This is a genomic window from Actinoalloteichus caeruleus, assembly GCF_049311605.1.
GTDB classification, from domain to species: Bacteria; Actinomycetota; Actinomycetes; order Mycobacteriales; family Pseudonocardiaceae; genus Actinoalloteichus_B; species Actinoalloteichus_B caeruleus.
Genome location: NZ_CP186005.1, coordinates 2416233 through 2442715 on the forward strand (window position 1 = coordinate 2416233; position 26483 = coordinate 2442715).

Sequence of the window (26483 nt, forward strand, 5' to 3'; positions counted from 1 at the left end):
CCGGCCTTACTTCTCAAGGGTGGACAGCAGGGCGCTGAGCTCGTCGGGGTCGACACCGGCCAGGGGGAAGTCCGACGGCTCGTAGCTACCGGAACCCGCCTGCCGGCAGTGCTCGGTGATGGTCTCGACCGCCTCGGTGAACGCCTCGGCGAGCGCGGTGGCCTCGGCCGCGTCGGTGGTGTGCCGCCACCGCAGCACCAGCTCCCCTCCGACGACCGCGGCGCCGACCTCGGCGAGCACCTCGGGAGTGGTCGCGGTGGACACGGGTGAGGACAACCCGGCCGGGGACAGTGGCCCGGAGGTGGGACGCCAGTCACCGGACCGCACGTCCCGCAGGTGCACGCGCGGCTGGGCCGGCGCCGGCCGGACCACGTCCCGGTAGGCCCGCTTCACCCCGGTCAGGGTGTCGGCGACGGCCTCGGCCGCCACGTCCAGCGTGGTCACCTCGGTGAACCGGCCCAGCGCCTCGTCGGTCGTCGCGGTCCGCAGCGACCGTTCCACCGTCACCGCCGGTTCCCGCCCAGGCCAGGCCCGAGCGGCCACGGTCAGCGCCGCGGCGACCGCCTCACCCAGCTCCAGGTGGTAGGCGCCGAACGTGGCCTCGGCGAACGCGGTGGTCACGTCCGCGTCCAGCACGGTGCGCAGTTCCCCGGTGAAGGCCACCGTCTCCACCGAGGGGGGCGGTGCCGCGCCCTCCTGGGTGGCGACCCAGCCCAGGACGCTCTCCGGCATCCCGGTCCAGTCGATGGAACCCCGCTCGGCCAGTTGCTGGTAGGCCCGGCCGAACTCGGCCAACAGCAGCCGCCACGACGTGTCGTCCAGGGCGGCACCGGCCGCCAACCACAGCAGCCGCACGTCGTCGGCGCCGGCGCGGACCACGGCCAACTTCACCGGTTCCCGTTCCGCCAGGCCCACCTCCTCCGACATCTCCGCGACGATCTCGGCGAGCGCGTCGTCCCGGGCGTCCTCGGCCAGCCCGCTGAGGTCGATCTCGGAGAACAGGCCGTCCCCCGGGGATCCGCCGTCGTACTGCCCTGGCGTCCCGTCGTCCCGGGTCCCCGACCGCAGTCGCAGCGCGGGGTGCCGGTCGGCGATCTCCCGCAGCGCGCGTTCGGCCAACGCCGGGTCGAGGTCGGAGGCGGCCGCCTCGACCGTGATCCAGTCCACGGCCCCCTCGGCGACCAGGGCCGCCTGGTGCGGGGTGAACGGCGCGACCGTCCCGTCCGCCTCCTGCTCGGAGGTGGCGGTGACCCTGCGGGCCAGGTCGAGGAAGGTGTCGCTCTCGAAGAGGTCCTGCGGGCCGACCTGGAGTCCCTCCGCGGCGGCACGGCTGACGAACTGGATACCCATGATCGAGTCGCCGCCGAGGGAGAAGAAGTTGTCCTCGGCGCCCGCCGCCTCCACCGACAGGCTCTCCGCGGCCAGGGCGAGCAGCCGCTCCAGGGTGTCGGCGAGCCGTTCGTCGACGATCCCGTCGCCGCCGCCGGCGTGCCCGACGCGGTCCGGCGCGGGAAGCGCCGCCCGGTCGACCTTGCCGTTGGCGCTGAGCGGGAGTTCGTCGAGGACCACGATGTCGGCCGGCACCAGGTAGTTGGGGACCGTCCCCGCCAGGTGTTCCCGAACCGACTCGATGAGGTCCTCCGCGGGTTCGGCCGGCACCACGTAGGCCACCAGCCGCTGCTGCGTGCGGGAGCCCAGTGCCGCCGCCACCGCGTTGGCGACCTTCGGGTGCCGTTCGATCGCGTGTTCCACCTCGCCGAGCTCCACCCGGAACCCGCCGATCTTGACCTGGAAGTCCTCCCGGCCCAGGAACTCGATCACCCCGCCCGGCAGGTACCGGCCCAGGTCACCGGTGCGGTAGAGCCGTTCACCGGTGGTGGGGTGGGTGACGAACGACTCGGCGGTGCGCTGCTCGTCGTTCCAGTAGCAGGACGCCAGGCCCACGCCGCCGATGTGCAGGTGCCCGGCCGTCCACACCGGAGCCGGTTCCATCCGGTCGTTGAGCACGTGGAAGGACTGGTTGCGCAGCGGGTAGCCGTAGGGGATCGAGGTCCACTCCCGAGGAACCTCCTCGACGGGGAAGTGGATCGACCAGATCGCCGCCTCCGTGGCACCACCGAGGCTGACCACCCGCAGGTCCCGTGCCTGGGCCCGGGCCCGGTCCGGCAGGCTCACCGGGATCCAGTCGCCGCTGAGCATCGCCAGTCGCAGCGCGACCCCGGTGTCCTCCTCCCGCCCGTTCTCCAGGTAGGTCACCAGCATCTCGAACAGCGCTGGCACCGAGTTCCACACCGTCACGTGGTGTTCGCGGAGCAGGTCCACCCACCGCGCCGGGTCCCGCCGCGCCTCCGGTTCCGGCAGCACCAGGGCCGCCCCCGCGCCGAGGATCCCGAAGACGTCGAAGACGGACAGGTCGAAGCTCAGCGAGGACAGGCCCAACACCGCGTCGGTCTCGGTCAGCCCGAACCGTTCCTGGACGTCCACCAGCGTGTTCAACGCCGCGGTGTGGGTGACGGCCACCCCCTTCGGCGTGCCCGTCGATCCCGAGGTGTAGATGACGTAGGCGATGTCGCCCGGGTCTCCGAGGCACCGCCAGTCGGCGGCCTCGTCGGGCGGGGCGGTGGACCCGTCGGGGACCACCAGCGTCGGGACGCCCTCGGGCCACTCGGTGCCGCCCGCGCCGTCCACCAGCAGGCACTGGACGCCCGCGTGTTCGACGAGCCAGCGCCGCCGCGACTCCGGGAGCTCCGGGTCGACCGGCACGTAGGTGCACCCGGCGGCGGAGGCACCGACCGCGGCGACGACCTGCCGCCACCCCTTGCTCAGGCCGACGCCCACCACGCTGCCCCTGCCGTGGCCCGCCTCGACGAGCCGTCCGGCGAGGTCCCCGGCGCGGGCGGCGAGCTCGGCGTGGGTGAGCACCCGGTCGCCGGCCACCACCGCGGGCCGCCCGGCGGTCACCGGGTCGCGGCCGGCGGCCAACACCCGGTCGGCGAGCAGCCCCTCGGGCACGGGACCGGAGGTGTCGTTGGCCTGGACCCTGGCCCGCAGCTGCTCCTCGGGCAGCGCGACCAGCGGCGGCCGGTCCCACCCCTCCCGGGTCGCGAGGCTCACCAGCAGTTCCTGGTAGGCCTCGAACATCTCGGCCATCATCCCGTCGGGGAACAGCTCGTCGACGGCGTGCCAGGCCAGCTCCAGGCGACCACCCAACTCCAACACGAAGTGGTCGATGGTGACCTGCGGGGTCTGGGAGATGAAGCCGGCCTGCTCGCCCAGCCAGTCCAACGGGGAGGGCACCGACGCCGGGTCGGTCTCGGTGGACAGCGCGCTGGTGAACACGATCGGCATCAGCCCACCGGTGGTGTCCCGCCGCAGCCGGTTCAGCTCCCGCAGGATGCGCACCCCGCTGACGTAGCGGTGTTCGAAGTCCTCCCAGCTGCGCCGCTGCACCTGCGTCACCAGTTCGGCGAAGGTGTCCAGCTCGCGGACGTCCACCTCCAGCAGCTCGAAGGAGGCGAACTCCCCGACCGTGGTGTCGACGTCCGGGTGGAACGGCAGCCGGTTGACCGCGGTGAAGTTCAACGTGAAGTGCTGGCTCTTGCTCCACCGGCCCACCGCGGCCGCGTAGGCGGCCAACAGCACGCTGGAGGGGGTGACGCCGTGCTCGCCGGCGCGTTCCTTGATGCCCGCCCACACCCGGGGGTCCAGGCTGCCGTGCCGGCGCACGAACTCCGGCGTGACCAGCTCGCCGGGCGCGACCACGGTGGGCAGCTCCGGCGCGGGCGGCAACTGCGCCACCCGTTCCCGCCAGTACTCCAGGGACCGCTCGTACAGCGGCGAGTCGTGCAGGGCCTCCTCCGCCAGCACGTAGTCCCGGAAGGACAGCTCCGGGGGCTCCGAGGGCAGCTCCGGGTTCTCGTGGAACTCCCGCCACGACGGCAGGATCTGGTAGAAGAAGCTGGCCACGTCGGCGCACAACAGGTCGAAGCTGATGTGGGTGCGCAGCCGCCCGTCACCCAGCCTCGACACCCGCACCTCCCACAACGGCCAGGTGTCGGCGGGCCGGACCTCGGTGGACATCCGGTCGGACACCTCGGCCAGCAGCGCGCGCGCCTCCTCCGGGTCCACGCCCCGCAGGTCCAGTTCCTCGAACTCGTAGTCGGGAACGTTGTCGAGGATGCGCTGCCGACCGTCGGCCAACACGACGATGCGCAGCATCTCGTGGCGGCGCACCACCTGCTGCCAGGCCCGTTGCAACCGCGCCGCGTCGAGGGTGTCGCTGTCGAACTCCAGGTACAGGTGCGGCGCCACCCCGCCCATGTCGAAGCTGCCGAGCCGGCCGATCCACTGCGCCTGCTGCATCTCGTTCAGCGGGAACGGCTGGTGCCGGCGCTCGGGGTCGGGCACCAGCACCGGGAGCTTCAGCGCCGGCGCGTCGCTGTCCTCCTGCTCGGCCAGCAGCTCGGCGAGCCCGGCCACGCTCGGCCGGGACAGCAGCTGGCTCGGGGCCACCGAGTGGCCCAGCCGCGACCCCAGCCGGTTGAGGATCTGCGTGGCCAACAGCGAGTGCCCGCCGAGTTCGAAGAAGTTGTCGTGCACGCCGATCGGGGAGAAACCGAAGAACTCCTCCCACAGCTCCACCAGGGTCCGCTCGGCGTCGTCCCGGGGTGCCACGTAGGTGGTGAGCAGGTGCGCCGGCCGACCACCGGCGGTGGCCTCGCCCTCGGCGTCCTCACCCCCGGTGGGGGTGTCGATGACCAGCTCCCCGCTCGCGCCCCCGCCCCGCGGTTCCACCCAGTAGCGCTGCCGCTGGAACGGGTACCCGGGCAGCGCGACCCGCGCCCGCCCAGGCTCCGACCGCGTCCAGTCCACCTCGACCCCGGCGAGCCACAGCCCGGCCAGCGCCGACAGCAACACCTCCACGTCCGGCCCGTCCTGGTCGGCGCGGCGCATCCCGCTGACGACGGACACCGTCGCCGCCGAGTCGACGGCCTGCCGGGCCAGGGTGCCCAGCGTGTTGCCCGGTCCGACCTCGACGAGGACGCACTGCCCGAGGTCGGCCACCGCCTCCCGCACCGCCTGGCCGAAACGCACCGGCTCCCGCATGTGCGTGCCCCAGTAGCCGTGGTCGGTGGCGCCCTCGGCCTCCAGCCACCCACCGGTCACCGTGGACCGGATCGGCAGCTCCGGCGCCCGCAGCGACACCTCCCGCACCTGGTCGGTGAAGGTCGGCACGACCGGGTCGACCATCGCCGAGTGGAAGGCGTGCGAGGTCCGCAGCAGCCGGGTGCTGACCTCCCGGCCCTCCAGGGACTCCCGGAACTCCGCGACCGCCTCGCTGGGCCCGGACACCACGCACAGCGCCGGTCCGTTGACGGCGGCGACCGACAGCTCGGCCGGCAACAGCTCCCGCAGCTCCTCCTCGGGCAGCCCGACGGAGAGCATGTCCCCACCGGGCAGGTCCTGCATCAACCGTCCACGCGAGGCGACCAGCCGCAGCGCGTCGCCGAGGTCCATCACCCCGGCCAGGCAGGCCGCGACGAACTCGCCGAGGCTGTGCCCCACCATCGCGTCCGGCGTGACACCCCAGCTCAGCAACTGCCGGGCCAGGGCGTACTCGGTGACGAACAACGCCGGCTGGGCCAGGCCCGTCTGTTCCACGGCCGTGGCCGCCGCCTCGTCACCCTCCTCCGCCTCATAGAGCGCGGTGCGCACGTCGAGGTCCAACAACGGCAGCAGGATCTCGGCGCACTCGTCCACGGCGGCCCGGAACACCGGCTCCGCCTCGTACAGGCCACGACCCATCCCCGGGTGCTGGGTCCCCTGCCCGGGGAAGAGGAAGACCACCTTGGGCGCGGCCGGGCGGGCCACCGCGCTGGCCACCCGCGACGGGTCCGACCCGCGCAGCAGGTCCACGGCGGTGCCCACCTCGTCGGCCACCAGCGCCCGCCGGAACCGCAGGGAGCCCCGACCCAGGCGGGTCGTGGAGGCCACGTCGGCGAGCCGGGCCGCGTCGGCGGTGTCCCGCTCGGCGTCGAGGTGGTCGGCGAGGTCGGCGCTGGCCTGGTCCAGGGCCTGCGGCGACTTCGCGGACAGCAGCACGACCTGCGGGCGCCGCACCGGCTCCGGTGAGGGACGGCGCGCCGGCGCCTCCTCCAGGATGGCGTGCGCGTTGGTGCCGCCGATGCCGAAGGAACTGACCCCGATCCGACGGGGGTGCGTGCCGTTGCGCCACTCGCTCAGCTCGGTGTTCACGAAGAACGGGGTCTGCCCGAAGTCGATCCGGGGGTTGGGGCTGCGGAAGTGCGGGTCCCCGACCAGTTCCCGGTGCCGCAGCTGGAGCACCGCCTTGATCAGGCTCGCGACACCCGCCGCCGACTCCAGGTGGCCGATGTTCGCCTTCACCGACCCCAACGCGCAGAACCCGGTCTTGGTGGTGTGCTCGCCGAACGCCCGGCTCAACGCGCTGATCTCGATGGGGTCGCCCACCTGGGTTCCGGTGCCGTGCGCCTCCATCGCGGTGATCGTGTGCGCCTCCACCTGGCTGGCGGCCAGGGCACTGGCGATCAACCGCTGCTGCCCGGCCACCGACGGCGCCGTGTAGCCGACCTTGTCGTTGCCGTCGTTGTTGACCGCCGTCGCCCGGATCACGGCCAGCACGTCGTCACCGTCGGCGAGCGCGTCCTCCAACCGGCGCAGCACCACCGCGCCGACACCGTTGCCGAACACGGTGCCCCTGGCGTCGGCGTCGAAGGGACGGCAGTGCCCGTCGGGCGAGTAGATCAACCCCTCCTCGTAGAGGTAGCCGACCTTGTGCGGCACCCGGACGCAGACACCACCGGCCACCGCGGTACCGCAGTCCCCGCTCACCAGGGCCCGCACCGCCTGGTGCACCGCCACCAGCGAGCTGGAACAGGCGGTCTGCACCGACACGGCCGGCCCGTTCAGCCCGAGCAGGTACGCCGTCCGGCTGGCCAGGTAGTCCTTGTCGTTGTGGATCTGGAGCTCGAAGACCGTCGGGCTCATCACGATCCTGCTGCCACCCAGCAGGTTCGACATCAGGTACGCCGACATGCCCGCCCCACCGAACACCCCGACGTCGCTGTCGGTCCCGGGGCCACGGCCGGCGTTCTCCAACGCGTGCCACACCGTCTCCAGGAACAACCGCTGCTGGGGGTCGAGTAGCGCCGCCTCCCGCGCGTTGACGTTGAAGAACGACGCGTCGAACAGGTCCACCCCGTCCAACACCGAGGCGGCCCGGACGTACTCGGGGCGGGAGAACACCTCGCGGGGCACGCCCTCGGCCAACAGCTCCTCGTCGCTGAGCGGGGCGACCGACTCCACACCCCCGCGCAGGTTGCGCCAGAAGGCGTCGAGGTCCGGCGCTCCGGGGAACCGGCCCGCCATGCCGACGACGGCGACACTCCCCGCGGACGACTCGACGGTGTCATGACCGGTCACTGGGACTCCTCCTGGGGGGCTGTGGGGCTGAGACGGGAGATGTCGTGCGCGGTCCGGCCGTCCAACGCGAGGTCGACGCAGATCTGGCCCAGCAGGGGCACGAACTTGAAGCCCCAGCCGGCGCTGTAGAGCACCAGGTGCTCGCCGTGGTCGACCAGGCCCTGCGCGGTGCCGAGGAAGAACTGGCGACGCGGGTCGCCGGGCAGCACCGCCAGGCAGGTGCCGGTGCGCACCGGTTCCGGGTCGAGCGCCGGCAGGTGCCGGCCGATGAACTCACCGATGCGGCTGATGTGCCGGGGGTTGGGCGTGTTGGTGGCCAGGTCGGCGTGCTCCAGCGCGTCGACCTCGAACACCGGTCCCAGCCGGACCAGTTCGCTGGGCGACCACGGGTTCCGGCCGAACCCGTAGAACAGGTTCGTGTCCTCGGGAGTGGGTTCCTGGAAGACGAACCAGAACGGGAAGTCCACGTCCTCCGAGCGGCGCCGCATCGTCACCAGCGCCATCTCGTACAGCCGGATGTCGATCGACGCGCCCAGCGGCGCGAGGAGGTCGTTGGCGTGGGCCCCGTTGGCCAACACCACCTTCGACGCCCGGTAGCGGCCCCGGTCGGTGCGCAGGCTCACCCCGTCGGCGTCCGGGACGAGTTCCAGCACCCGCTCCCCGCCACGCAGGTCGCAGCCCTCCTCCTGCGCCAGGCCGTAGAGCGCCGCGATGGTGCCCCGCACGTCGATCGTGCCGCCCTGGGGCTGGAGGAAGCCCGCGAAGTGGTCCGGCAGGTTGGTGAACCCGAACCGGCTCTCGATCTCGCGGGCCGTCAGCCAGTCGTAGCCCACGCCGAGCTTGTCCATCATGCGGGCGGTGCCCGCGATCTGACCCTCGTTGGTCTCGACCTCGACATCCCCGAACCACAGGCTGCCGATCTCGTGGATCAGCGTCCGCTCGGCGAGGTCCTCCAACCGGCGCCACTGCGGCAGCGCGGCCAGCGTCAGCTGGAACAGGTCCTCCTGGGTGTACTGGAGCCGCCAGTGCCGCTCCGCCCCGCTGGTCCCCAACCGTTCGTTGAAGAACCCGACGCGGTCCAGTACCAGGGTGCGGCTGCCCCGTGCCGCGGCCTGCCAGCCGCAGGACAGCCCCACTGGGCCACCCCCGATCACGACGACGTCGTACTCGGTCTGCTCACTCACTGCTCAGCGCCTTCCTGCCCGGTGGGCGTCAAGTCCGCGCCAACGCGCGGATGCCGTTCTCCGCCTCGGCCAACGTCCGGTCCAGCACCTCCAGCAGGTGGGAGACCTGCGCGTCGGAGAGACTCGGCTGGCAGGGCAGGTTGATCTGCCGTTCGAACCACAGGCGTTCGACGACCGGGCACTCACCCAGCTCGTGCCCCCTGGCTCGCCACTCGGGCAGCAGGTGCAGCGGGAAGTACCGCAGCCGCATCTCGACCCCCCGCTGGTCGAGGCTGTCGACCACGGCGTCGCGCGCCTGGCCGTCCTCGGTCTCCAGCAGGAACGTGTAGAGGTGGTAGGCGCTCACCACACCGGGTGGCTCCTGGACGGGGCGTGCGAACGAGTAGCGTTCCAGCACGGCGTTGATCTTCGCCGCGATCGCCCGCCTCCGGGAGATCAGCCGGTCCAGCCGGTCCAACTGGGCCAGGCCCATGGCCGCGCCCGGTTCGCACAACGTCGCGTTCGTCCCCGGGTGCCGGATCTCCACGCAGTCATGGGTGAAGGCGTTGCCGGGGTGCAACATCCACGCCGAGGCCCGCTTGCGGTCGCCGATGAGCCTGGGGGCGTCGGCGTACACGCTGTCGGACTCGTTGGAGCGCATCAGGTCCAGCCGCTCCGCCCAGTCGTCCCGGTTGACCGTCACCATGCCGCCCTCGCCGAGGGTGGTGATGTTCTTGCTGGAGTGGAAGCTGAAGCACCCGATGTCGGCGAGCGTCCCGGGCCGCCGCCCGTGGTAGACGCTGCCCAGCGCGTGCGCGCAGTCCTCCAGCACCAGGAGGTCGTGCGCGCGGGCGATGCGCATGATCTCGTTCATGTCCGCGACCAGCCCGCCGTAGTGCACCAGCAGGATCGCCCGGGTCCGGTCGGTGATCAACGCCTCGACGCTCCGGGGGTCGGCGTTGAGGGTGTGCGGGTCCACGTCGCAGAACCGCACCGTCACCGGCGCGTCCAACAGGGGTTGCACCGTGGCCTTGTACGTCTGGGGGGTCGCGATCACCTCGTCCCCGGGGCGCAGGCCGAGCAGCGCGATGCCGAGTTGCACCGCCACCGTGCCGCTGGTGACCGACACCGCGTGCCGACTGCCCACCAGATCGGCGAACCGCCGCTCGAAGGCCTCGCGATAACCACCCGCGGACAGAGTCTGGTCTGACCGCAGCGCCTCGCTCACGGCACCGAGCTCCGTGTCGCCGAGCACCGTGCCGCGCGAAGGATAGGGAACCATGTACCGGTCTGCTGGCATACCGCCGTCACTTCTCCGTAGTTCCGGGAACCGCCGTCGCCGCGTTCCGCACACGCGGTCGGTCAATTCACCTGGGCCCGCGATTTCGATCCTCCGGGCCCGTGCGTGGTATGGCTACTGGCCGTTCGGTACTGAAGGTTCTACGACCAGAGTCGGATTTCTCCGGAGCGCCGTCGGCAATACCTTGATCAGGTGTCGGACAATTCCTGCTGCGCGGTGAGGGCGACGTCGTGGAAGAACTGCGAAGGATTCTGACCGAACTCGGTGTCGAGGAGCAGGAGATCGCGCCCGACCTGCGGTTGCGCGCTCACCTCGCGCTCGATTCCACCGAGACCGTGGAACTGGAGGCCCGGCTCGGCCGTGACTACGGCATCGTGGTCGACCTGTGGGACGCACACGACTACACCCTGGGTGAGCTCAGCGCGCGCATCGAGGCCGCCGGCGCCACCCCCGCGGCCGGGGACGAGCACGCCGCCCCCGCGGTCAACGGCGGTGGGGCCCCGGCCACCGACACCGCGGCCCCCGGCGGGGATGCTTCCCGAACCGGCGAGGACGGGCTGGTGCGCATCTCACCGGCGCGGGCGGCCGAGTACCGGTCGGCCGGCTACTGGATCCCCCACCGCGTCGACCAGATCGTGCTCGACGACGCCCCCGCCGAAGCCGACCAGGTCGCCCTCGTCGCCGGCGAACGCCGGCTGACCCGCGGCGAGCTCCGCTCGGCGGTGAGCGCGACCGCGGCACGGCTGACCGCGCTCGGGGTGCGCGCGGGCGACATGGTCGTCGTGCAACTGCCCAACGAGCCCGAACTCGTCGTGCTGGCGCTCGCGCTGTCCCGCATCGGCGCCACCCCGATCATGACGCCGATCGCCCTCCGGCACTACGAACTCGACCACGTCGTCCGCACGGCCCGCCCGGTGGCCATCGCGGTCCCCCGCCGGCACGCGCGGTTCGACCACCTCGCCATGGCCCAGCGGCTGCGGGAGGAACACGCCTGCCTGGGCACCGTGTTGCTCAGCGGAGAGCCCGACCCCTCCTGCGTCGACCTGGCCGCGCTGTGCGCCCCCGCCGAGGACGGTGCCGGGGGACCGGCGGTCCAGGACACCGCCGAGCCCGCGCCCGACCTCGACCGGGCCGCGTTGTGCCTGCTCTCCAGCGGCACCACCGGACCCCCCAAGGTCATCCCCCGGCTCCAGGAGGCCTACGGCTACCAGCTGCGCCACACCCCCGCCCTGGCCGGTGTCGGACCCGAGTCGGTGTACCTGGCCGTCATGCCAGCCACCCACGGGTTCGTCCTGGGCTGCCCGGGGGTGCTGGGCACCCTCGCCGCCGGGGGACGTGTCGTCCTGGGAGCCAGCACCGAACCGGAACAGGCCTTCGCCCTCGTCGAACGGGAACGGGTCACCCACACCACCCTCGTCCCCGCCCTGGTCGAACGGTGGGTCGACGCGGGCCGCGCCACCACCCACGACCTGTCGAGCCTGCGTGTCCTGCAGGTGGGCGGCGCCCGCCCACGCCGAGGCCAGGTGGAGGAGGTGCCCGCCGTGCTCGGGTGCCAGGTCCAGCAGTGCTACGGCATGAGCGAGGGACTGCTCTGCTACACGGCCCTCGACGACACCGACGAGGTCGTGTTCGACACCCAGGGCCGGCCGGCGTCCCCGGCCGACGAGATCCGGGTCGTCGACGACGCCGGCGACCCGGTGCCACCGGGGGAACTCGGCGCGCTGCTGACCCGGGGCCCCTACACCGTCGCCGGGTACTACGGCGACGAGGAGTCCAACGCGAGCACCTTCACCTCCGACGGCTTCTACCGGACGGGGGACCTGGTCCGGGTGCACCCCTCCGGCTCCCTGATCGTCGAGGGGCGCAACCGGGACGTCATCAACCGGGGCGGCGAGAAGATCTCGGCGGTCGAGCTCGAACTGATGGCGGCCGAGCACCCCTCGATCGCGTCGGCGGCGGCCGTCGCCGGCCCCCACCCCCGCTACGGGGAGGAGGTGTGCCTCTTCGTGGTGGCCGACGGGACCCCGCCCACGCTCGTCGACGTCCGCCGGTACCTCGTCCACCGCGGCCTGGCCCGCTACAAGCTCCCGGAGCGCCTGGAGTTCGTCGACGCGCTGCCCTACCTGGGCATCGGCAAGGTGGACAAGAAGCGGTTGCGCGCCCTCGCCGCCGAGGACCGGTAGCGGCGGGGGAGGGCCACCCCGCATCCGCACCCCGCCGGGTGGCCAGCGACCACCGGGTTGCCCGCCGCCGACCGAGCGGCCGCCCCCGTCGACCGTCGGCCGCGGCGCGGTCGGGGTTGGGCCCGGCCGGTGCCGACCCCGAACCTCCGGCGGGGCGGGAGCGGCGCGGGCCCCCGGGGATGACGGACCGCCGCGCCGACGGAGCGGGACACCACGGAACTCGACCGCCGGCCCCTACCGCCGGACGACGAGGGGGAGGGGCACGGGCCACCCATCGGGCCACCCGAAACGCCGGGCCATCCCCGGCTCGCCACGCGGCGACGGCGCGATCCGGGCGACCAGCGCCCCCCACCACCGCCGGTTCACCCGCCGCGACGCGGTGGCACCCGGTGGGCGGCGATGTCGAACGCGCTCCCCGGCCACCCGTCCAGCCCAGGGGACCCCGGCCCCGGGTACATGTACGACACACCCCGCACCGATTCCTCCAGAGTCAGGTCCACCATCGGCCGCTGCGCCGCCTCCCACGAGCGCAACCCCGCCTGGACATCCCCCGACCCGTCCACCGAACGCGCCAGGGCCAGCGAGTTCGACAGCGCCGTGCCCGCGCCCTGCCCCAGCGTGGGTGGCATGGCGTGCGCCGCGTCCCCGACCAGACCCACCCGGCCCACCGACCAGGCGGTGAGCCGCAGCGACTCGTACCGGTCGAACCGAGGCCTCGGCGGCAGCTCGGACAACAGCGACCGCAGCGGGGGGAAGGTCGCGCACCACGGCCCCGGGTCGAGCGGTCGGCGCAACGCCGGATCGGTCTCCTCCGCCCCGAGCAGCAGGTACACGACCTCGTTCCCGCACGGCACGTACAACACGCGCCGCCGGGACCGGGAGTCGCTGAAGTTGACGTACTGGCGCCACATGTCCCCGCCACCCGGAACCCGGCCCCAGGGCACCAACAACCGGCACGCTCCCGCGGAGAACACCACGTGCTCGGTCGGCACGCCCAGGCTGACCCGCAGCGCGGAGCGGATGCCCTCGGCGCTCACCACCAGGTCCGCCTCCCACCGGTGCCCACCGGCGGTCAGCAACGCGCCGTCGGGGTCCGCGCCCACCGCCCTGGACCTCGTCCGCACCCGAACTCCCGCCTCGCCCGCGGCCGAGAGCAGCGACGTCATGAGACGGTGGCGGGGCAGGGTGACCAGACGCAGCCCGCCCCGCGCGGCCAGGGGGCGCACGCCGATCCGCTCGCCGGTGGCCGTCCGCTCCTCCCACAGCACGGCCTCGTGGCAGCCCGCCAGCACCCGGTCGACGACCCCGAGCTCCCGCAGGACGTGCAGGCCGTTGTCCCAGAGGAAGATCCCCGCGCCGAAGGTGCGCGGCCGATCGGCGGATTCGTGGACCTGGACCCGCCACCCGAGACGGGCGAGTTCGGTGGCGACCGTCAGTCCCGCGAAGCCGGCGCCCGCGATTTCCGCTGATTTTCGCACCGTACCACTATTCCAGGGAAAATTATGGCGGAACAATATGGCGGTGGTAGGAGTCGCGTTCTATGCCATGCGATGTAGACCCGTTGTACCCGTGGCGGAGAACGACTCTAATGAAGAGGTCGGCACGGCGGAGAATGGTCACGTGACCAGTCCCCCCACGCGTCGCACCGCCGGTTCCGGCATGGTGGGCGACGCGATGCCGAGAACCCCAGCGCCGGCCGTTCCCGGTACCGGTCGGCGGCACGGACGTTCCCCGCACAGGAAAGAGGTTGGTGATGACCCATCCATCCGGTGAGCCCGTCTACGCGGACGCCGTACTGAACGGCTGGCTGACGAGCATGGGACTCGGAGTCGAGTACGTCCGCGCCGAGGGGAACACGGTCTACTACCTCGACGACGAGGGCAGGGAGGTCCCGGTCCTCGACCACGCCTGCGGTTTCGGATCCCTCATCTTCGGGCACAACCACCCCGAGATCATCGCCCACGCCAAGGCCGCCCTGGACGCCGGCACAGTCGTCCACGCCCAGCTCTCCCGACAGCCCCGCGCCAACCAGATCAGCCGCATCCTCAACGACATCATGCGGCGCGAGACCGGCCGTGACGACCGCTACAACGCCATCTTCGCCAACAGCGGAGCCGAGGCCAACGAGATCTGCATGAAGCACGCGGAGCTCGAACGGCAGGAGCGGATCACCGCGCTGTTCGCCGAGATCGACGCCGAACTCGACACCGCCAGGGAAGCCCTCACCACCGGAACGGCCACCCTGGACACCGCCTCCCTCCCCCTCGTCGGTGGCGGGGCGGGCGACGTCGACGGCGTCATCGCCGAGATCCACCGCCACAACGACGAACGCCGCGCCGAACGGCCGCTGTTCCTCACCCTGGACGGCTCCTTCCACGGCAAACTCGTCGGCAGCATCCAGCTCACCCAGAACGAACCCTGGCGGACCCCGTTCACCGCGTTGTCGTCACCGGCGCGTTTCCTGCCCGCCGACGAGCCGGAGCTCATCGGCAAGATCGTCGAAGAGGAGCGTCGGAGCGTGCTCACCCTGTCCCTCGACAAGGACACCGTCCGGGTCGTCGAACGGGACTTCCCCGTCGTCGGCGCCATCTTCGTCGAACCCGTGCGCGGGGGATCCGGGATGAAGACGGTGACACCGGAACTGGCCGAGGAACTCCACCGGCTCCGCGACACCCTCGGTTGCCCGCTGGTCGTCGACGAGGTGCAGACCGGCATCGGTCGCACCGGGGCGTTCTTCGGCAGCGCGCTCCTGGGCATCCGAGGCGACTACTACACGCTGGCCAAGGCCATCGGGGGCGGGATCGTCAAGAACTCGGTGGCCCTGATCCGCCAGGACCGCTTCCTGCCGGCGATGGAGGTCATCCACAGCTCGACCTTCGCCAAGGACGGTCTCTCCGCCTCCATCGCGCTCAAGGTGCTGGAGATGGTCGAAGCCGACGGCGGGCGCGTCTACCAGCGGGTGCGGGAGCGCGGGCAGCGGTTGGAGGCCATGCTGGAGTCGGTGCGCGCCGACCACTCCGACGTGGTCAGCGCGGTCTGGGGGACCGGGCTCATGCTGGCCCTGGAACTGCGGGACCAGTCGAACGCCACCTCCCAGGCGATCCGGGAGAAGGCGGCCCACGGGTTCCTCGGCTACGTCCTCGCCGGCTTCCTGCTCCGCGAGCACCACATCCGGGTTTTGCCGGCCGGCCCGCGCAGCGGCTTCCTCCGCTTCTCGCCTTCCCTGTACATCACCGACGAGGAGATCGACCGCACGGAGACGGCGTTGCGTTCGCTGTTCACCGCCCTGCGCGACCAGGACGGGGACCGACTGGTGCTGTCGTGACCACCCCGTCCGGGGGCGGCGCCGTGCGCGGTGCCGCCCCCGGACGGCGGTGAACCCCGCCCGCGTGTCGGTGCGACCTCCCCGCGTGCTCGGTACTCGGCGGTGGGTCGCGAACCGGTCAGACCGGGCGGGCCTCCACCAGGCTGAAGTCCACGTCGGCCGGCAGGTCGATGACGCGTTCGACGGCGAAACCGGAGTCGCCGCACAACTTCTCGAAGTCCGTGCGGGTCCGTTCCCGGCCGCCGATGAGGACCATCATGTTCAGATCACTCATGTACGGGTCCTCGGCCGCCTCGATCCGGGCCGTGTCCGAGCTGACGACCTCGGGGAGAACCGGCTCGATGATCAACAACCGGCCCTCCGGCGGGATGCCGGCCCTGACGCGCCGGAGGATCTCGACGCACCGCTCGTCATCCCAGTTGTGCAGCACGCTCTTGATCATGTACAGGTCGGAGCCCGAGGGGACCGAGTCGAAGAAGTCACCGCCCACCACGCCACAGCGGTCACTCAACCCGGCGCCGTCGAGGGTGGCCTTGGCCTCGGCCACCCCCTGCGGGGTGTCGAACAGGACACCCTTCAACGTGGGGAACTCGGCGAGCACCGCGGCGAGCAGGGTGCCGTCCCCGCCACCGATGTCGGTCAGCGAGGTGAACCGGGCGAAGTCGTAGTGCTCGGGCAGCGACCCCGCCACCCCGTCGGACCTGGTGCGCTGGCTCATCGCCGCGTTGAACAACTGCGACAACTCCGGCTTGTTGGCCATGTACTGGAACACCGGCTCGTCGAAGAGGTCCTCGAACGCCGTCCGACCGGTTCGCACGCTCGTTCCCAGGTTCAGCCACGCCTCCTGCATCACCGGCTCGGTGAGCAGCAGCACCAGGTAGTGCAGCGACCGGGGCGTGTCCCGGCGCAGCAGGGAGCCGGCGTCGTTGAGCGCGAAACTCCCCGGGCTCCGCTCCTCGCAGAGCCCCAGGGCGGCCAGCGCGCGCAGCAGCCTGTTCAACCGCTCCGCCGGGATGTCGTAGGCCTTGGCCAGGTCGTCGACGTGTGCCTCCTCGTCACCGATGGCCTCGGCCAGGTTCAACCTGGCGGACACGCCCACGACCTGCGTCGCCATCGTGCCGAACAGCCACTGCATCACCTTGCGACGAGCCGCTACCTCCGCGGCGGTCATTTCCGACATGGTGTCCTCTCTCAGCGGTTGGGGGTGAGCAAAGCCGGAACGCGTCAACGGCCGGATCCGAGCCGCCGCGAACGCCGGGAACACCGGGGCGCTCCGGAGGTCGTACCGGCCGGCTGGCCCTCCGGCTCCCCGCTGACCCGCGCCGCGTTCTCGGGCCGGGCCAGGGGGAGCAGGACCGTGCGGTAGGAGGGACGGGACGAGGGCAGCCTGGGTGACCGCCGGCGGGTGGGTGCTGCCGCACCACGCGCCGGCCTCCCACCCGAGCGGGACGGCGGAGGGGGGACGACCGGGGGAGCGGGTTCCTGGCGCGAGGGCCACACCGGCGCACGGCACCGGCTCGACAACCACACCGCCGGGGCGAGCGTGCCCGGGCCCGGCCACCGGGGCACGGGCTCGGCCGGCGACCCGATCACCGTCCGCCCCGTACGGGGCGGGGGGAAACCCGCCTGGTCCACTAGTCGGTCGGACGCTCGGCCAGTTCGAAGCTCCACGGCAGGTTCAGCGCCCACCTCCCGAGCGCCTGCCGGGTGACGAACCGCGTCGGTGGGTGGAAGCGCACCGCGTGCACGTCCCGGATGAGGCGCGACGCCGTCCCGCTCGACGAGTAGGAGGCCACCCCCACCAGCTCGGAGGCCATCTCGACCGCGCGGATGGCGATCTCCACCGACTGGTGCTTGAGCGCCATCAGGGCCGGCGCCAGGGTCCGAGGGTCCACCCTGTCCTCGTCCAGCTGGCGGGCCAGGCCCACGCAGGCCGCCTCCAACGGCAACACCTCCGCGTAGATGTCACCGAGCGCGGCCTGGAACGACGGCAACGCCGACCTCGACGCGCTCAGGTGGCTGATCGGCGACTTGGCCAGGGCGGCCCGGGCCTGGTCGATCGACGCGGACACCGCACCCAGGTACAGCGCGGTCGCCGTGGTGCAGAACCAGCCGAGCCCCGCGGCGAACACCTCGTCACCCATTGACCCCGGCTCGCTGCGGTGGATCACCATGTCCGAGGTGATCTCGCACTCGGTCAGCCGGACCGCATCCGACTCGGACGCCCGCATCCCCAGGGTGTCCCAGGTCCGGTCGATCGACACCCCCGGGCTGTTGGTGGGCAGCAGCGCCACGACCAGGCTCTCCGGCCCGCCGGCCTCGTCGACCACCTGGAGGCACAGGACGTCGCTCCGCTCGGCCAGCGAGCAGGGCACCTTCACGCCGTTGGCGATCCAGCTGTCACCCACCCTGCGGGCCGGGCAGTTGGACCGGGTGAGCGCGCCGCCCAGCCCCGGTTCGGCGAACGCCGAACCGATCACCAGGTTGTCCCGGGCCACGTCCCGGAGCAGTTGGGCCGACTCGTCCTGGTGTCGACGCCAGTGCTCCACCATGAAACCCAGCGAGAACAGGTGCATGTTCGCGCCGACCGCCAGCGCGGGATCGGCCGCGCCCACCGCCCGCTGCACGGCACAGCACTCCGCCAACGAGGCCCCACTCCCACCGAACTCGGTCGGAATCGGCAGGCCGAAATACCCGGCGGACCGCAGGATGTCCACACTGCGATCCGACAACCGTCCGTTCCTGTCGTTTTCCTCCGCCTCCTCCGACAGTTCCGCGAAAACGGACTTCGGGATCAGGTGATCAATCTCCGGCCAGATCACGTCGGCGCCGCGCTCGTAAGTGTAAGCCTCATCCATGATTACTTATTCACTTATCATGGGAACGAATTGTCAAGACGTGCGGGAGGTGTACACCTCGTCTCTTCGGTGTAGAACCGGTGCCGCCAGCCAGCGGAGCGATCGGCAGCGCGAGGAGACCACCATCGGCTGCCCGGCCCCTCGACGGCCGGCCGTCCCCCCGAGCGGGCCCGACCACTGGTCGGAACGGCCGCATCCGCTCGGTCCGAGTGGAGCCATCCCGGTCACCCCCCATCGTCATTCGTTGACCTGGGATTACCCCCGCTCCAAGCCCTGCGGGCGCCGGACGTCGCCAGCCCGGCCGTGGGCACCTCGCCCGGCACGGGTGTGCCCGGTGATCCCCCGACACGCCCCCCTTGGAGGAGGGCGCGGTCCCTTGACCCGACCCCGGCCCGAACATGACACGGCCCGCCGACAGTGGGGGCGGCGGCACCCGAAAAGGCGAGCCCTCCGCGTCGCATCCCGCCCACGGTGACGACCCGGGATCGAGTATTCCGCGAGAGTTCGGGTGAGATCCGCGCGAAATCCCGAATGGGTGCCCGTCGAACCCCGCCGCCGGGGGCGAGGACCGCCATTTCCCGTTGGCCCACCGACTCGCCCCGGCGACGCGCTTTCCCGCACACGGGCCCGGGAGTGCCCGAGAAAGGGGATGGCGCTCACGCGTCGCCCTTCCCGAACACCAGCCGCCCCATCCCGCAGGCGCGCGCCAGCCGGCACACCGGGCGAGCCGGAGCGCACCGATCCGCCGGACACCCGAGGGGAGATCCGCCGCGTACCACCCGGTGCGCATCGCGCGGGCACGGGACAGACCCGTCCCGGCCGGGCTGACCTCCCCGGCCGGGACGTCGGCGGTGGCGGATCAGGGGGCCGGTGCCGCCCCGATGTGCCAGCTCCGCGCGTGCTCGTACTGGTTGTACAACCGGGCGAAGGTGCCCCCGGTCGCCCGCAGCTCGCTGGGGGTCCCCGCCTCGGAGACCCGGCCGCCGTCCAGCGCGATCACGTGGTCGGCGGTGGCCAGCGTCGCCGGCCGGTGCGCGATCACGATCACCGTCCGGTTCGGGTCCTGCGACAGGTTCGCGATCGCCTCGCTGATCGCGCCCTCGTTCTCCGGGTCCAGCGCCGACCCGGCCTCGTCGAGCAGCACCACCCGCGCCTTCTTGAGGAACGCCCGGGCGATCGACACCCGCTGCCGCTCGCCTCCCGACAGCTGGGCGCCCCCCTCCCCGACCTTCGTCTGCCAACCCTGCGGCAACCGGGCCACGACCTCGTTGAGCCGGGCCGCCCGCGCCGCCGCCATCAGCTCCTCGTGGGTCGCGTCCGGCTGGGCGATCCGCAGGTTCTCCTCGATCGTCGTGTCGAACAGGTACACGTCCTGGAACACGATGGCCACGTCGCTGAGCAGCACCTGGTGGTCGAGTTCCCGGACGTCCACGCCGCCGACCCGCACGCTGCCGGAGTCGACGTCGAAGAACCGGGCGATCAGCCGGGTGACCGTGGTCTTGCCCGACCCGGACGGCCCGACCAGCGCGGTGGTCGTGCCGGGCCGGCACCGGAAGGACACCCCGGACAACGCCGGCGTCCCTCCGTAGGAGTAGGTGACGTCGGAGAACTCGATCGTCGCGTCCTTCAACTCGCGCACCGGCTTCGGGTGGTGCTTCAACGCCGGGGTGTACAGGATGTTCTCGACCCGGGTCACGGAGTTGTCCATCGCGTGCAGGGTGCCCAGCAGCTCCGTCAGGGTGCCGAGCGGCTCCAGGAACCGCACCGCCAGCACCAGCAACGCGACCGCGTCGGCGACCTGGAGGGTGCCGCTGAGCAGGAACTGCGCACCCAGCACCATCACCGCGACGAACCCCACCATCACCACGGCGGTGTAGGTCAGGTCGGGGACCAGCGAACGACGCAGGCCCTTGCGGTACCGCGTGCGGTGTTCGTCCAGCGCGTGCCGCATCCGGGCGGTGCCGGTGGTGCCGTGACCGGCCGCCCGCAGCACCGGCTGGGCCTGCCCCATCTCGATCGCCCGGCCCGCGATCTCCGTGGCCGCCTCGTCGAGCTCGCGGTCCGCCTCGGCGGTGATCCGCCCGGCGCGCCGCAGGGCGAGGAAGGCCACCGGCAGGATCGCCAGGAACAGCAGCGCCAACCGCCAGTCGACGAAGAAGGTCACCACCACGACCGTCGCCGGCACGACGGTGCCGGTGATCGCCGGTGGTCCGAACGTGGAGGCCAGCTGGGCCACGTTGCCGGCCGACGTGGTCACCGTGCGGGACAGCTTCGCCTTGTTCCCCCCGGTGAACCAGCCCAGCGGCAGGGTCGCGGCGTGCCGCATCAGGCGGTGCCGCAGCTGGGCTGCCAGGCTCATGCTCGCGGCGAAGCCCACCGGGGTGGCGATCATCTTCAACACCCCGTACACGGCGGCGCCCACCGCCCCGGCGACCAGCCACGGCGTGGCGGCGGCGAGATCCGGTTCCGGACGCAGCAGCGCCCGCAGGATCGGCACCAACATGCCGAGCAGCACGCCCTGGAGGATCGCCAGGACCAGGTGCAGCAGTCCCATCCGCACCAGCACCCCGGGATGCGGGTACAGGCGGTACAGGTGGCGGATCATGCCGTGTCTCCGTTCTGCTGGGCCCGCCACATCCGCGCGTACAGGCCGTTGCGGGCGAGGAGGACGGGGTGCGACCCGACCTCGGCGACCCGACCACCCTCCAGGACCAGGATCTGGTCGGCGCTGGCGATGGTGTGCAGCCGGTGGGCGATCACGATCACCGTCTTACCGGCGATCAGGGTGGCCAGCGCGTCCTGGACGGCGGCCTCCCCGTCCGGGTCGAGGGCGGCGGTGGCCTCGTCCAACACCACCACCGGAGCGGCGGCCAGGATCGCGCGCGCGATGGTCAGCCGCTGCCGTTCACCTCCGGACAGCCCGCCACCCACCGCGTCGAGCACGGTGTCGTAGCCCTGCGGGAGGCGTTCGATCACGTCGTGGATCTGGGCCGCCCGCGCCGCCTCGCGCACCTGCTCGTCGGAGGCGCCCGGACGACCGATCCTGATGTTCTCCGTCACCGTGTCCCGCAGCAGCGCCACGTCCTGGAAGACCAGCGTCATCGAGGACAGCAGGGTCTCGGAGGACATGTCCCGGACGTCGACCCCGCCGATGCGGATCGCTCCGCCGGTCACGTCGTAGAACCGGGGGAGCAGGCTGGCCAGCGTGGTCTTGCCCGCGCCGGACGGCCCGACCAGCGCGGTCACGGTGCCCGGCTGGCAGCGCACGCTGACGTCCTCCACCGCGTTGGTGGCCCCGTCGTAGGAGAAGGTGACCCGGTCGAGCTCGATGTCGTGCCCGGTCGGGGTCCTGGGCTCGGCGGGCTCCGGCAGGGCCTCCCGGTTGAGCAGGGCGTCGATGCGCCCCGCCGCCATCCGTGCCTTGCGCAGACCCTGGTTGCCCTGGATCAACGGGGTGAGGGAGGTCGGCAGACCCACGCCCACCACCAGGAACGGCAGGATGTCGACGAAGGTGAGCTCCCCGGCCGTGACGAAACCGAGCCCCGCCGCGAAGACGACCGCGAGGACCGTGACCTCGGAGTTGAAGAGCTGGCACAACGCCGAGCTGTACCGGACCTCGGAGACCCAGGTGCGCATCGCCGCGGTGTGCTCCCGCACGGCGGCGCCGAACCGGTCGAGCAGTCGGCCGTTGGTGCCGAAGGCCTTCACGACGCTGATCCCGTCGGCGTACTCGACGCTGGCCGCGCTGATCCGCCCCTCGGCCGCGAGCAGCCGAGCCATGTGGGCGGGCATCGAACGCATCGAGACGCGGTAGGCGAGCAGCATCATCGCCGGGACGGCCAGCGTGATCAGCGCCATCCGCCAGTCCACGAACAGCAGGTACCCGAACCCGACGAGGATCGCCGTCGCCCCGGCGGTGATCTCACCGAGGGCGTGCGCGATCAGCTGGTGCATCTCCTCCAGGTCGTCGGTCATGGTCTTCTTCACCTGGCCGGAGCCGGCCGAGCGGAACCAGCCGAGGGGGATCACCCCCAGCCGCCGCACCAGCCGGACCCGGATGTCCCTGAGCATCTCGGCGTCCGCGTAGTGGCCCACGTGGGAGGAGAAGCCCAGCAGCACCAGGCGCAGCATCGCCCCCAGGCCACCGATCGCGACCCAGGTCCAGACCGTGGGGGCGGCGGCAGCAGCGCTGGGTGCGGTGAGCACCGCACGGGCGATCTCGGCGATGGCCAGGTAGGGGAGGAATCCCGCCGCGGCGGCGAGCGCGGACAGCACCCCACAGGTGATGAAGTGGCGACGGACCGGCCGGAGGAGGCGAGCCGCCGCGCCGACCCGGACCAGGGTGGGGTTGTCCTCCTCGGCGGGGCCGCGTGGGGGGTTGTCGAGTGGGGCGGTGCGCTCCGCCGTGGTCGTGTCCGTCGTTGTCATGAGCCTTCCTCGTCGTGGAGGTCATGTCGCGTCGCCGCGTGGTCAGGGCGCGGTCGGCGTGCCTGGTCGGCTGCCTGTGTGGCGCCGGGACCGGCCCCGGGGCGACGGAATGACTGGCAGTCAGTCACCACTCAAGGCTAGGCTAACCTAATCGGAAAGGTCGAACCAGGGTCGTCCGCCGGACCGGGCGTTGGGTACCCCGGCGGAGGCCGTGCACACCAACGGGCGAACCACGGGAGCCGGGAGGTGACTTCCGGAGCGAGGCGGTGAGGGCGTTGCGAGACGGCGTGGTGCCGGGTGCCCGACGACGGGTGGGGGCGCGCGCGAGCCCCCGTGGACACCCCGAGGCCCGGCCGGGGCGGGCGGGTCAGGCCCCCGGGGCCCGGGTGCTCAGGTCGCGGGCGCGAGCAGGATCCGGCAGAGCCGGGTCACCTCGGCGAGCATGCGGTCCTCGTCCGCCGGTGTGTGCAGGATGTGGTCGGCCGTCCCGTGCATCGCGTGGTAGAGGATCACCGCCGTCGCCGTGGGGTCGGGGATCGTCGCCCCGATCTCGACCAGCAGGTCGCGCAGCGCGTCCACCGCCGGGTTGTCCTCGGGGCCCTCTGGCCGGGACGGGTGGTGGAACAGCAGGTCGTGCAGCCGGACGTCACGCCGGTACTCGTCGATCCCGCTGAGGATCCACCGTTCGATCTTGTCGACACCCCCGCTGGGCTCGGCAGCCTGCCGCTGGTTGCTCACGAACCGCTGGACGTACCGGTCCCGCAGGGCACCGAGAAGATCGTCCTTGTTCGTGAAATGGAGGTAGAAGGTCCCCTTCGCGACGCCGGCACCAACGGTGATGTCATCGACCGTGAGGGAGTCGATGCCGTCCTGAAGCACGCGTGATTCGGCGGCGTCGAGCAATTCACTGCGACGCTGCTCGCCCGGTTTCGTGCGTGCCACCTCATCCCCTTTCGGTCCGGAACAGCGTATACAACGCGATCCCGTGCCGCACACAGCGCTGTTTGCGCGAACTGTTGTATTCACCGTGACTGCCGGTCAGTCATGCCAATTGTAGGGAGAGACGATGCGGGGCACTGAACACGGTGTCGTACCGGAGACCACGACCGGCCCACCCGGGCGGGCCGGTCGAACGGAACCGGGCCAGCTGGGGCGAGCACACCGGCTCGGCGTCATCACCGCGCTGTTCCTGGTCGCCGACATCGGCTACTCGTTCTTCTTCGGAGCGCTCGGCACGATCCTGCTCGGCCGGGGGGTCTCCCTGGGCACGGTGGCGCTGATCAACCTGCTCGGCGTCGTCTACTTCAGCCGCTTCCTCATCGGTCCGGTGATCGACCGGTTCGGCTCGGTCCGGTTCGGCCACTACCGCACGTGGCTGCTGTCGACGCAGGTCGTGCTCGTCCTGTTACTCGTCGTCCTCGCCGGACTCGATCCCGTGGACAACCTGGGGCCCACCCTGGTGCTGATGACGCTGCTCCTGGTCATCTCGGCCTTCCACGACACCGCGATCAACGGCATGGCGGTCCGCCTGCTGCCGCCGAGCGACTACGGCGTCGCCAACGGCATCCAGGTCGCGGCGGCGAGCCTGTCCATCCTCATCGGCTCCGGCGGCGCCCTGTTCCTCTACTCCCACGCGGGTTGGACGACGACCCTGCTGGCCCTGGCGGCGGTCTTCCTCATCCCCCTCGCCGTGCTGGCGCGGCTCGTCGAGCCGGTCGTGCGGCCCGCCAACCGGTCGGAGCCCTGGCGGGCGCTGCTCAGCTTCTTCCGCCAGCGGCGGACCGCCGTCTGGACGCTGCTGGTGATCCCCGTCTTCCTGCTCGGTGACTGGCTCGCGTCCGCTCCGCAGTCCGCGATGCTGCTGGCGGTCGACTGGTCGCTCGACGAGATCGCGCTGGTCCAGTACACGCTGGCGGTCGCGGCGCAGGCCGCCGTCGCCCTGGTGGCGGGCGCCCTGATCACCCGGTTCGGCCGTTCCGCTCCCGTCGTGGTGACCGGGGTGGTGGGGGCGGTCGCGACGGCATGCCTGCTGCCCCTGGCGTTCGGCGGCGGCGGGTACGGGCTGACGGCCGGGGCGTTGGTGGTCATGGCCGTCGCCTACGGGGCCAAGATGACGTGGGTGTCGACCATCTCGATGGAGCTGGCCAGGAAGAGTTCGGCCGCGACCGACTACACGATCCCGATGTCCATGATCGGGATGTGCCGGATCGTCCTCAGTTCGGTCGGGCTGGGGCTGGCGGGCGTCACCGGGTACCCGGTCATGATCGCCAGCTCCGTCCTGGTCACGCTCGCCGGTGCCGCCGTCGCGCTCGCCTGGACGAGGCGGCACGTGTCCGGCGGAACCACGGCGGGCGGCTGAGCTACCTCGGGGGCGGCGGTCGGCTCATGTCCGCCCCCGCCGCCCCCGCCGCCCCCGCCGCCGGGATGGAGCGGGCGGACGCTCCCGGCGCCGGTGGTGTCGGCCTCTCCCGGGAAATGCGCCGGGAACATTGTCGGTCGCGGTGGGGAAGGGGAGTTCCGCGCGAGCCGCGCGGCGACAGCCCCGAAACCGGCTTCGCGGCGGGCGCGGGCGAATAGGATGTCGCATCCCGTTTCCGGCTCATGACTCTCGGTGCGGGAATGGTGATTCCTGGAAATGGTTTTCGCACCCGGCCGAGTCCACCGACTTCCTCGGGTGGCGACCGTCATCCGGCCTCAGCGCCGACTCCCGGTGCCCACCAGGGTTGTCGCGTCCAGCTCGGTCACGTCGTCCTCGGCGAGGAGCTCCAGGTAGCGGCCGCGGACCGCCTCGATCCCCTCCTCGTCGAGGGGGTCGAGGGCCGCGCGGAAGCCGGAGCCGAGGACCACGAGCCAGGCGATGTCGGGCGTCATGGGCAGCCGGTGTTCGTGGACCCGCACCACGACGTCGTGCAGGCCCCGGTCCCGCAGCCAGTCCGTGAAGCCCTCGACCGTCCGGATGTCCCGGGCCGGCGGCGGGGACGGGGGCGGCCCGGAGGGCGGGGTCCCGAGCACCTCGGACACGGCCCTGCCCAGGCGCGCGCCCGCCGCCTCCATCGCCCCGCGCCGCCAGACGGTCAACCCCACGCGGCCCCCGACCCGTGCCCGGCTGACGAGGTGATCGGTGCCGGCAGCCATGTCGGGGAAGAAGAAGATGCCGAGCACGGCCTGGACGACGTCGTACCCCGAGGGCTCCCAGGTGGTGACGTCGGCCGAGGAGGCGCGGAGCTGGGGCAGGTCGGAGGCATGCCGCCGCAGGCGGTCGATCATCGGATCCGAGATGTCGACGGCGTCCACGGTGCCGTCCGGTCCCACCAGTCGGGCGCTGGGCAGTGCCGAGGCCCCGGTCCCGCAGCAGGCGTCCAGGACCCGTTCCCCGGGGCGGAGCGCCAGGGCGGCCACCGTGGCCGCCCCGATCGGTTCCCACAGGTGACGTCCGAGTTCGTCGAAGTGGGCCGTCGCCGTGTCGAAGGAGGGGCGGTCCACCGGAAGTCGATGCGCGGTCATGTCGAGAATGATAATCATTTCAGCCCGAAGGCGGGTGTGGCTCCAGTGGGCCAGGGTTCCCGGCCTCCTCCGGTGGTCCGGCGCCGGGTGTTCGCCCCGTCTCACGCCCGATCCTGGGTGTCGTCGGCCGGGAATGATGAGCATGGATGAAAATGAAAATCGTTGTCGTGTACGGTGTCCGGGGATGCCCTCCCATCCACGACGGTGGTGCCCCGCCCAGGGGCACCACCCGGGGCGCCGCACGGGGACGCCTCCCTCCGC

The 26483-nt window shown here is 71.9% G+C and carries 13 protein-coding genes; 3 read left to right on the forward strand and 10 right to left on the reverse strand.

Annotated features, from left to right (window positions below; translation table 11 throughout):
- Positions 1-6: 6 nt before the first annotated feature.
- Genes ACOJVX_RS10625 through ACOJVX_RS10635 form a run of 3 tightly spaced genes read right to left on the reverse strand, consistent with a single transcriptional unit; the run spans position 7 to position 9879 of the window.
- Entirely contained in the window at positions 7-7461 is a 7455-nt protein-coding gene (locus tag ACOJVX_RS10625; protein WP_422647479.1) for an amino acid adenylation domain-containing protein, read from the reverse strand.
- Entirely contained in the window at positions 7458-8645 is a 1188-nt protein-coding gene (locus tag ACOJVX_RS10630; protein ID WP_026420395.1) for an FAD-dependent oxidoreductase, read from the reverse strand. Before ACOJVX_RS10630 ends, ACOJVX_RS10625 begins: the two co-directional genes overlap by 4 nt.
- A 28-nt stretch (positions 8646-8673) precedes the next feature.
- The gene (locus ACOJVX_RS10635; RefSeq protein WP_081715693.1) at positions 8674-9879 is read right to left on the reverse strand and encodes a DegT/DnrJ/EryC1/StrS family aminotransferase; all 1206 of its coding nucleotides are present in this window, start codon (positions 9877-9879) and stop codon (positions 8674-8676) included.
- A 275-nt stretch (positions 9880-10154) separates the two neighbouring features.
- Between ACOJVX_RS10635 and ACOJVX_RS10640 the strand changes: the two genes are divergently transcribed.
- The gene (locus ACOJVX_RS10640; protein ID WP_422647480.1) at positions 10155-12107 is read left to right on the forward strand and encodes an AMP-binding protein; all 1953 of its coding nucleotides are present in this window, start codon (positions 10155-10157) and stop codon (positions 12105-12107) included.
- 362 nt (positions 12108-12469) lie between these two features.
- Here the strand turns inward: ACOJVX_RS10640 and ACOJVX_RS10645 are convergent, their stop codons facing one another.
- Positions 12470-13585, reverse strand: a complete 1116-nt coding sequence (locus ACOJVX_RS10645; RefSeq protein WP_418154627.1) for an FAD-dependent oxidoreductase — start codon at positions 13583-13585, stop codon at positions 12470-12472.
- 275 nt (positions 13586-13860) lie between these two features.
- Between ACOJVX_RS10645 and ACOJVX_RS10650 the strand changes: the two genes are divergently transcribed.
- Positions 13861-15432, forward strand: a complete 1572-nt coding sequence (locus tag ACOJVX_RS10650) for an aspartate aminotransferase family protein (protein WP_422647481.1) — start codon at positions 13861-13863, stop codon at positions 15430-15432.
- A gap of 118 nt (positions 15433-15550) precedes the next feature.
- Here ACOJVX_RS10650 and ACOJVX_RS10655 read toward each other — a convergent pair whose 3' ends face one another.
- The 5 genes from ACOJVX_RS10655 to ACOJVX_RS10675 all read right to left on the reverse strand — a co-directional run bounded on the left by ACOJVX_RS10655 (position 15551) and on the right by ACOJVX_RS10675 (position 23660).
- A complete protein-coding gene (locus ACOJVX_RS10655; protein ID WP_245588943.1) occupies positions 15551-16603 on the reverse strand; it encodes a methyltransferase in 1053 nt (350 codons plus the stop codon).
- A 463-nt stretch (positions 16604-17066) separates the two neighbouring features.
- Positions 17067-18290, reverse strand: a complete 1224-nt coding sequence (locus tag ACOJVX_RS10660; RefSeq protein ID WP_051314328.1) for an acyl-CoA dehydrogenase family protein — start codon at positions 18288-18290, stop codon at positions 17067-17069.
- 859 nt (positions 18291-19149) lie between these two features.
- Positions 19150-20895, reverse strand: coding sequence for an ABC transporter ATP-binding protein (locus tag ACOJVX_RS10665; protein ID WP_026420389.1), 1746 nt, complete (start codon positions 20893-20895; stop codon positions 19150-19152).
- Positions 20892-22718 carry an ABC transporter ATP-binding protein gene (locus ACOJVX_RS10670; protein WP_030107177.1) on the reverse strand — a complete coding sequence of 609 codons (1827 nt, stop codon included), beginning with the start codon at positions 22716-22718 and terminating at the stop codon, positions 20892-20894. The genes ACOJVX_RS10665 and ACOJVX_RS10670 overlap by 4 nt, the downstream gene beginning before the upstream one ends.
- A 390-nt stretch (positions 22719-23108) precedes the next feature.
- A complete protein-coding gene (locus ACOJVX_RS10675) occupies positions 23109-23660 on the reverse strand; it encodes a TetR/AcrR family transcriptional regulator (RefSeq protein WP_162147338.1) in 552 nt (183 codons plus the stop codon).
- A gap of 124 nt (positions 23661-23784) precedes the next feature.
- Here ACOJVX_RS10675 and ACOJVX_RS10680 point away from each other — a divergent pair, with 124 nt between their 5' ends.
- Complete coding sequence (locus ACOJVX_RS10680) at positions 23785-25077, forward strand: MFS transporter (protein ID WP_030228382.1); 1293 nt, start codon at positions 23785-23787, stop codon at positions 25075-25077.
- 335 nt (positions 25078-25412) lie between these two features.
- On the opposite strand, the gene ACOJVX_RS10685 is transcribed toward ACOJVX_RS10680, so the two are convergent.
- Complete coding sequence (locus ACOJVX_RS10685; RefSeq protein ID WP_030107181.1) at positions 25413-26222, reverse strand: class I SAM-dependent methyltransferase; 810 nt, start codon at positions 26220-26222, stop codon at positions 25413-25415.
- Positions 26223-26483: the final 261 nt, after the last annotated feature.

Coding starts and splice junctions, on each gene's coding strand:
- ACOJVX_RS10650 (WP_422647481.1), top strand. CDS start 13,861: ATGACCCATCCATCCGGTGAGCCCGTCTACGCGGACGCCGTACTGAAC.
- ACOJVX_RS10670 (WP_030107177.1), bottom strand. CDS start 22,718: ATGACAACGACGGACACGACCACGGCGGAGCGCACCGCCCCACTCGAC.
- ACOJVX_RS10680 (WP_030228382.1), top strand. CDS start 23,785: ATGCGGGGCACTGAACACGGTGTCGTACCGGAGACCACGACCGGCCCA.
- ACOJVX_RS10665 (WP_026420389.1), bottom strand. CDS start 20,895: ATGATCCGCCACCTGTACCGCCTGTACCCGCATCCCGGGGTGCTGGTG.
- ACOJVX_RS10685 (WP_030107181.1), bottom strand. CDS start 26,222: ATGACCGCGCATCGACTTCCGGTGGACCGCCCCTCCTTCGACACGGCG.
- ACOJVX_RS10655 (WP_245588943.1), bottom strand. CDS start 16,603: ATGACCGCCGCGGAGGTAGCGGCTCGTCGCAAGGTGATGCAGTGGCTG.
- ACOJVX_RS10660 (WP_051314328.1), bottom strand. CDS start 18,290: ATGGATGAGGCTTACACTTACGAGCGCGGCGCCGACGTGATCTGGCCG.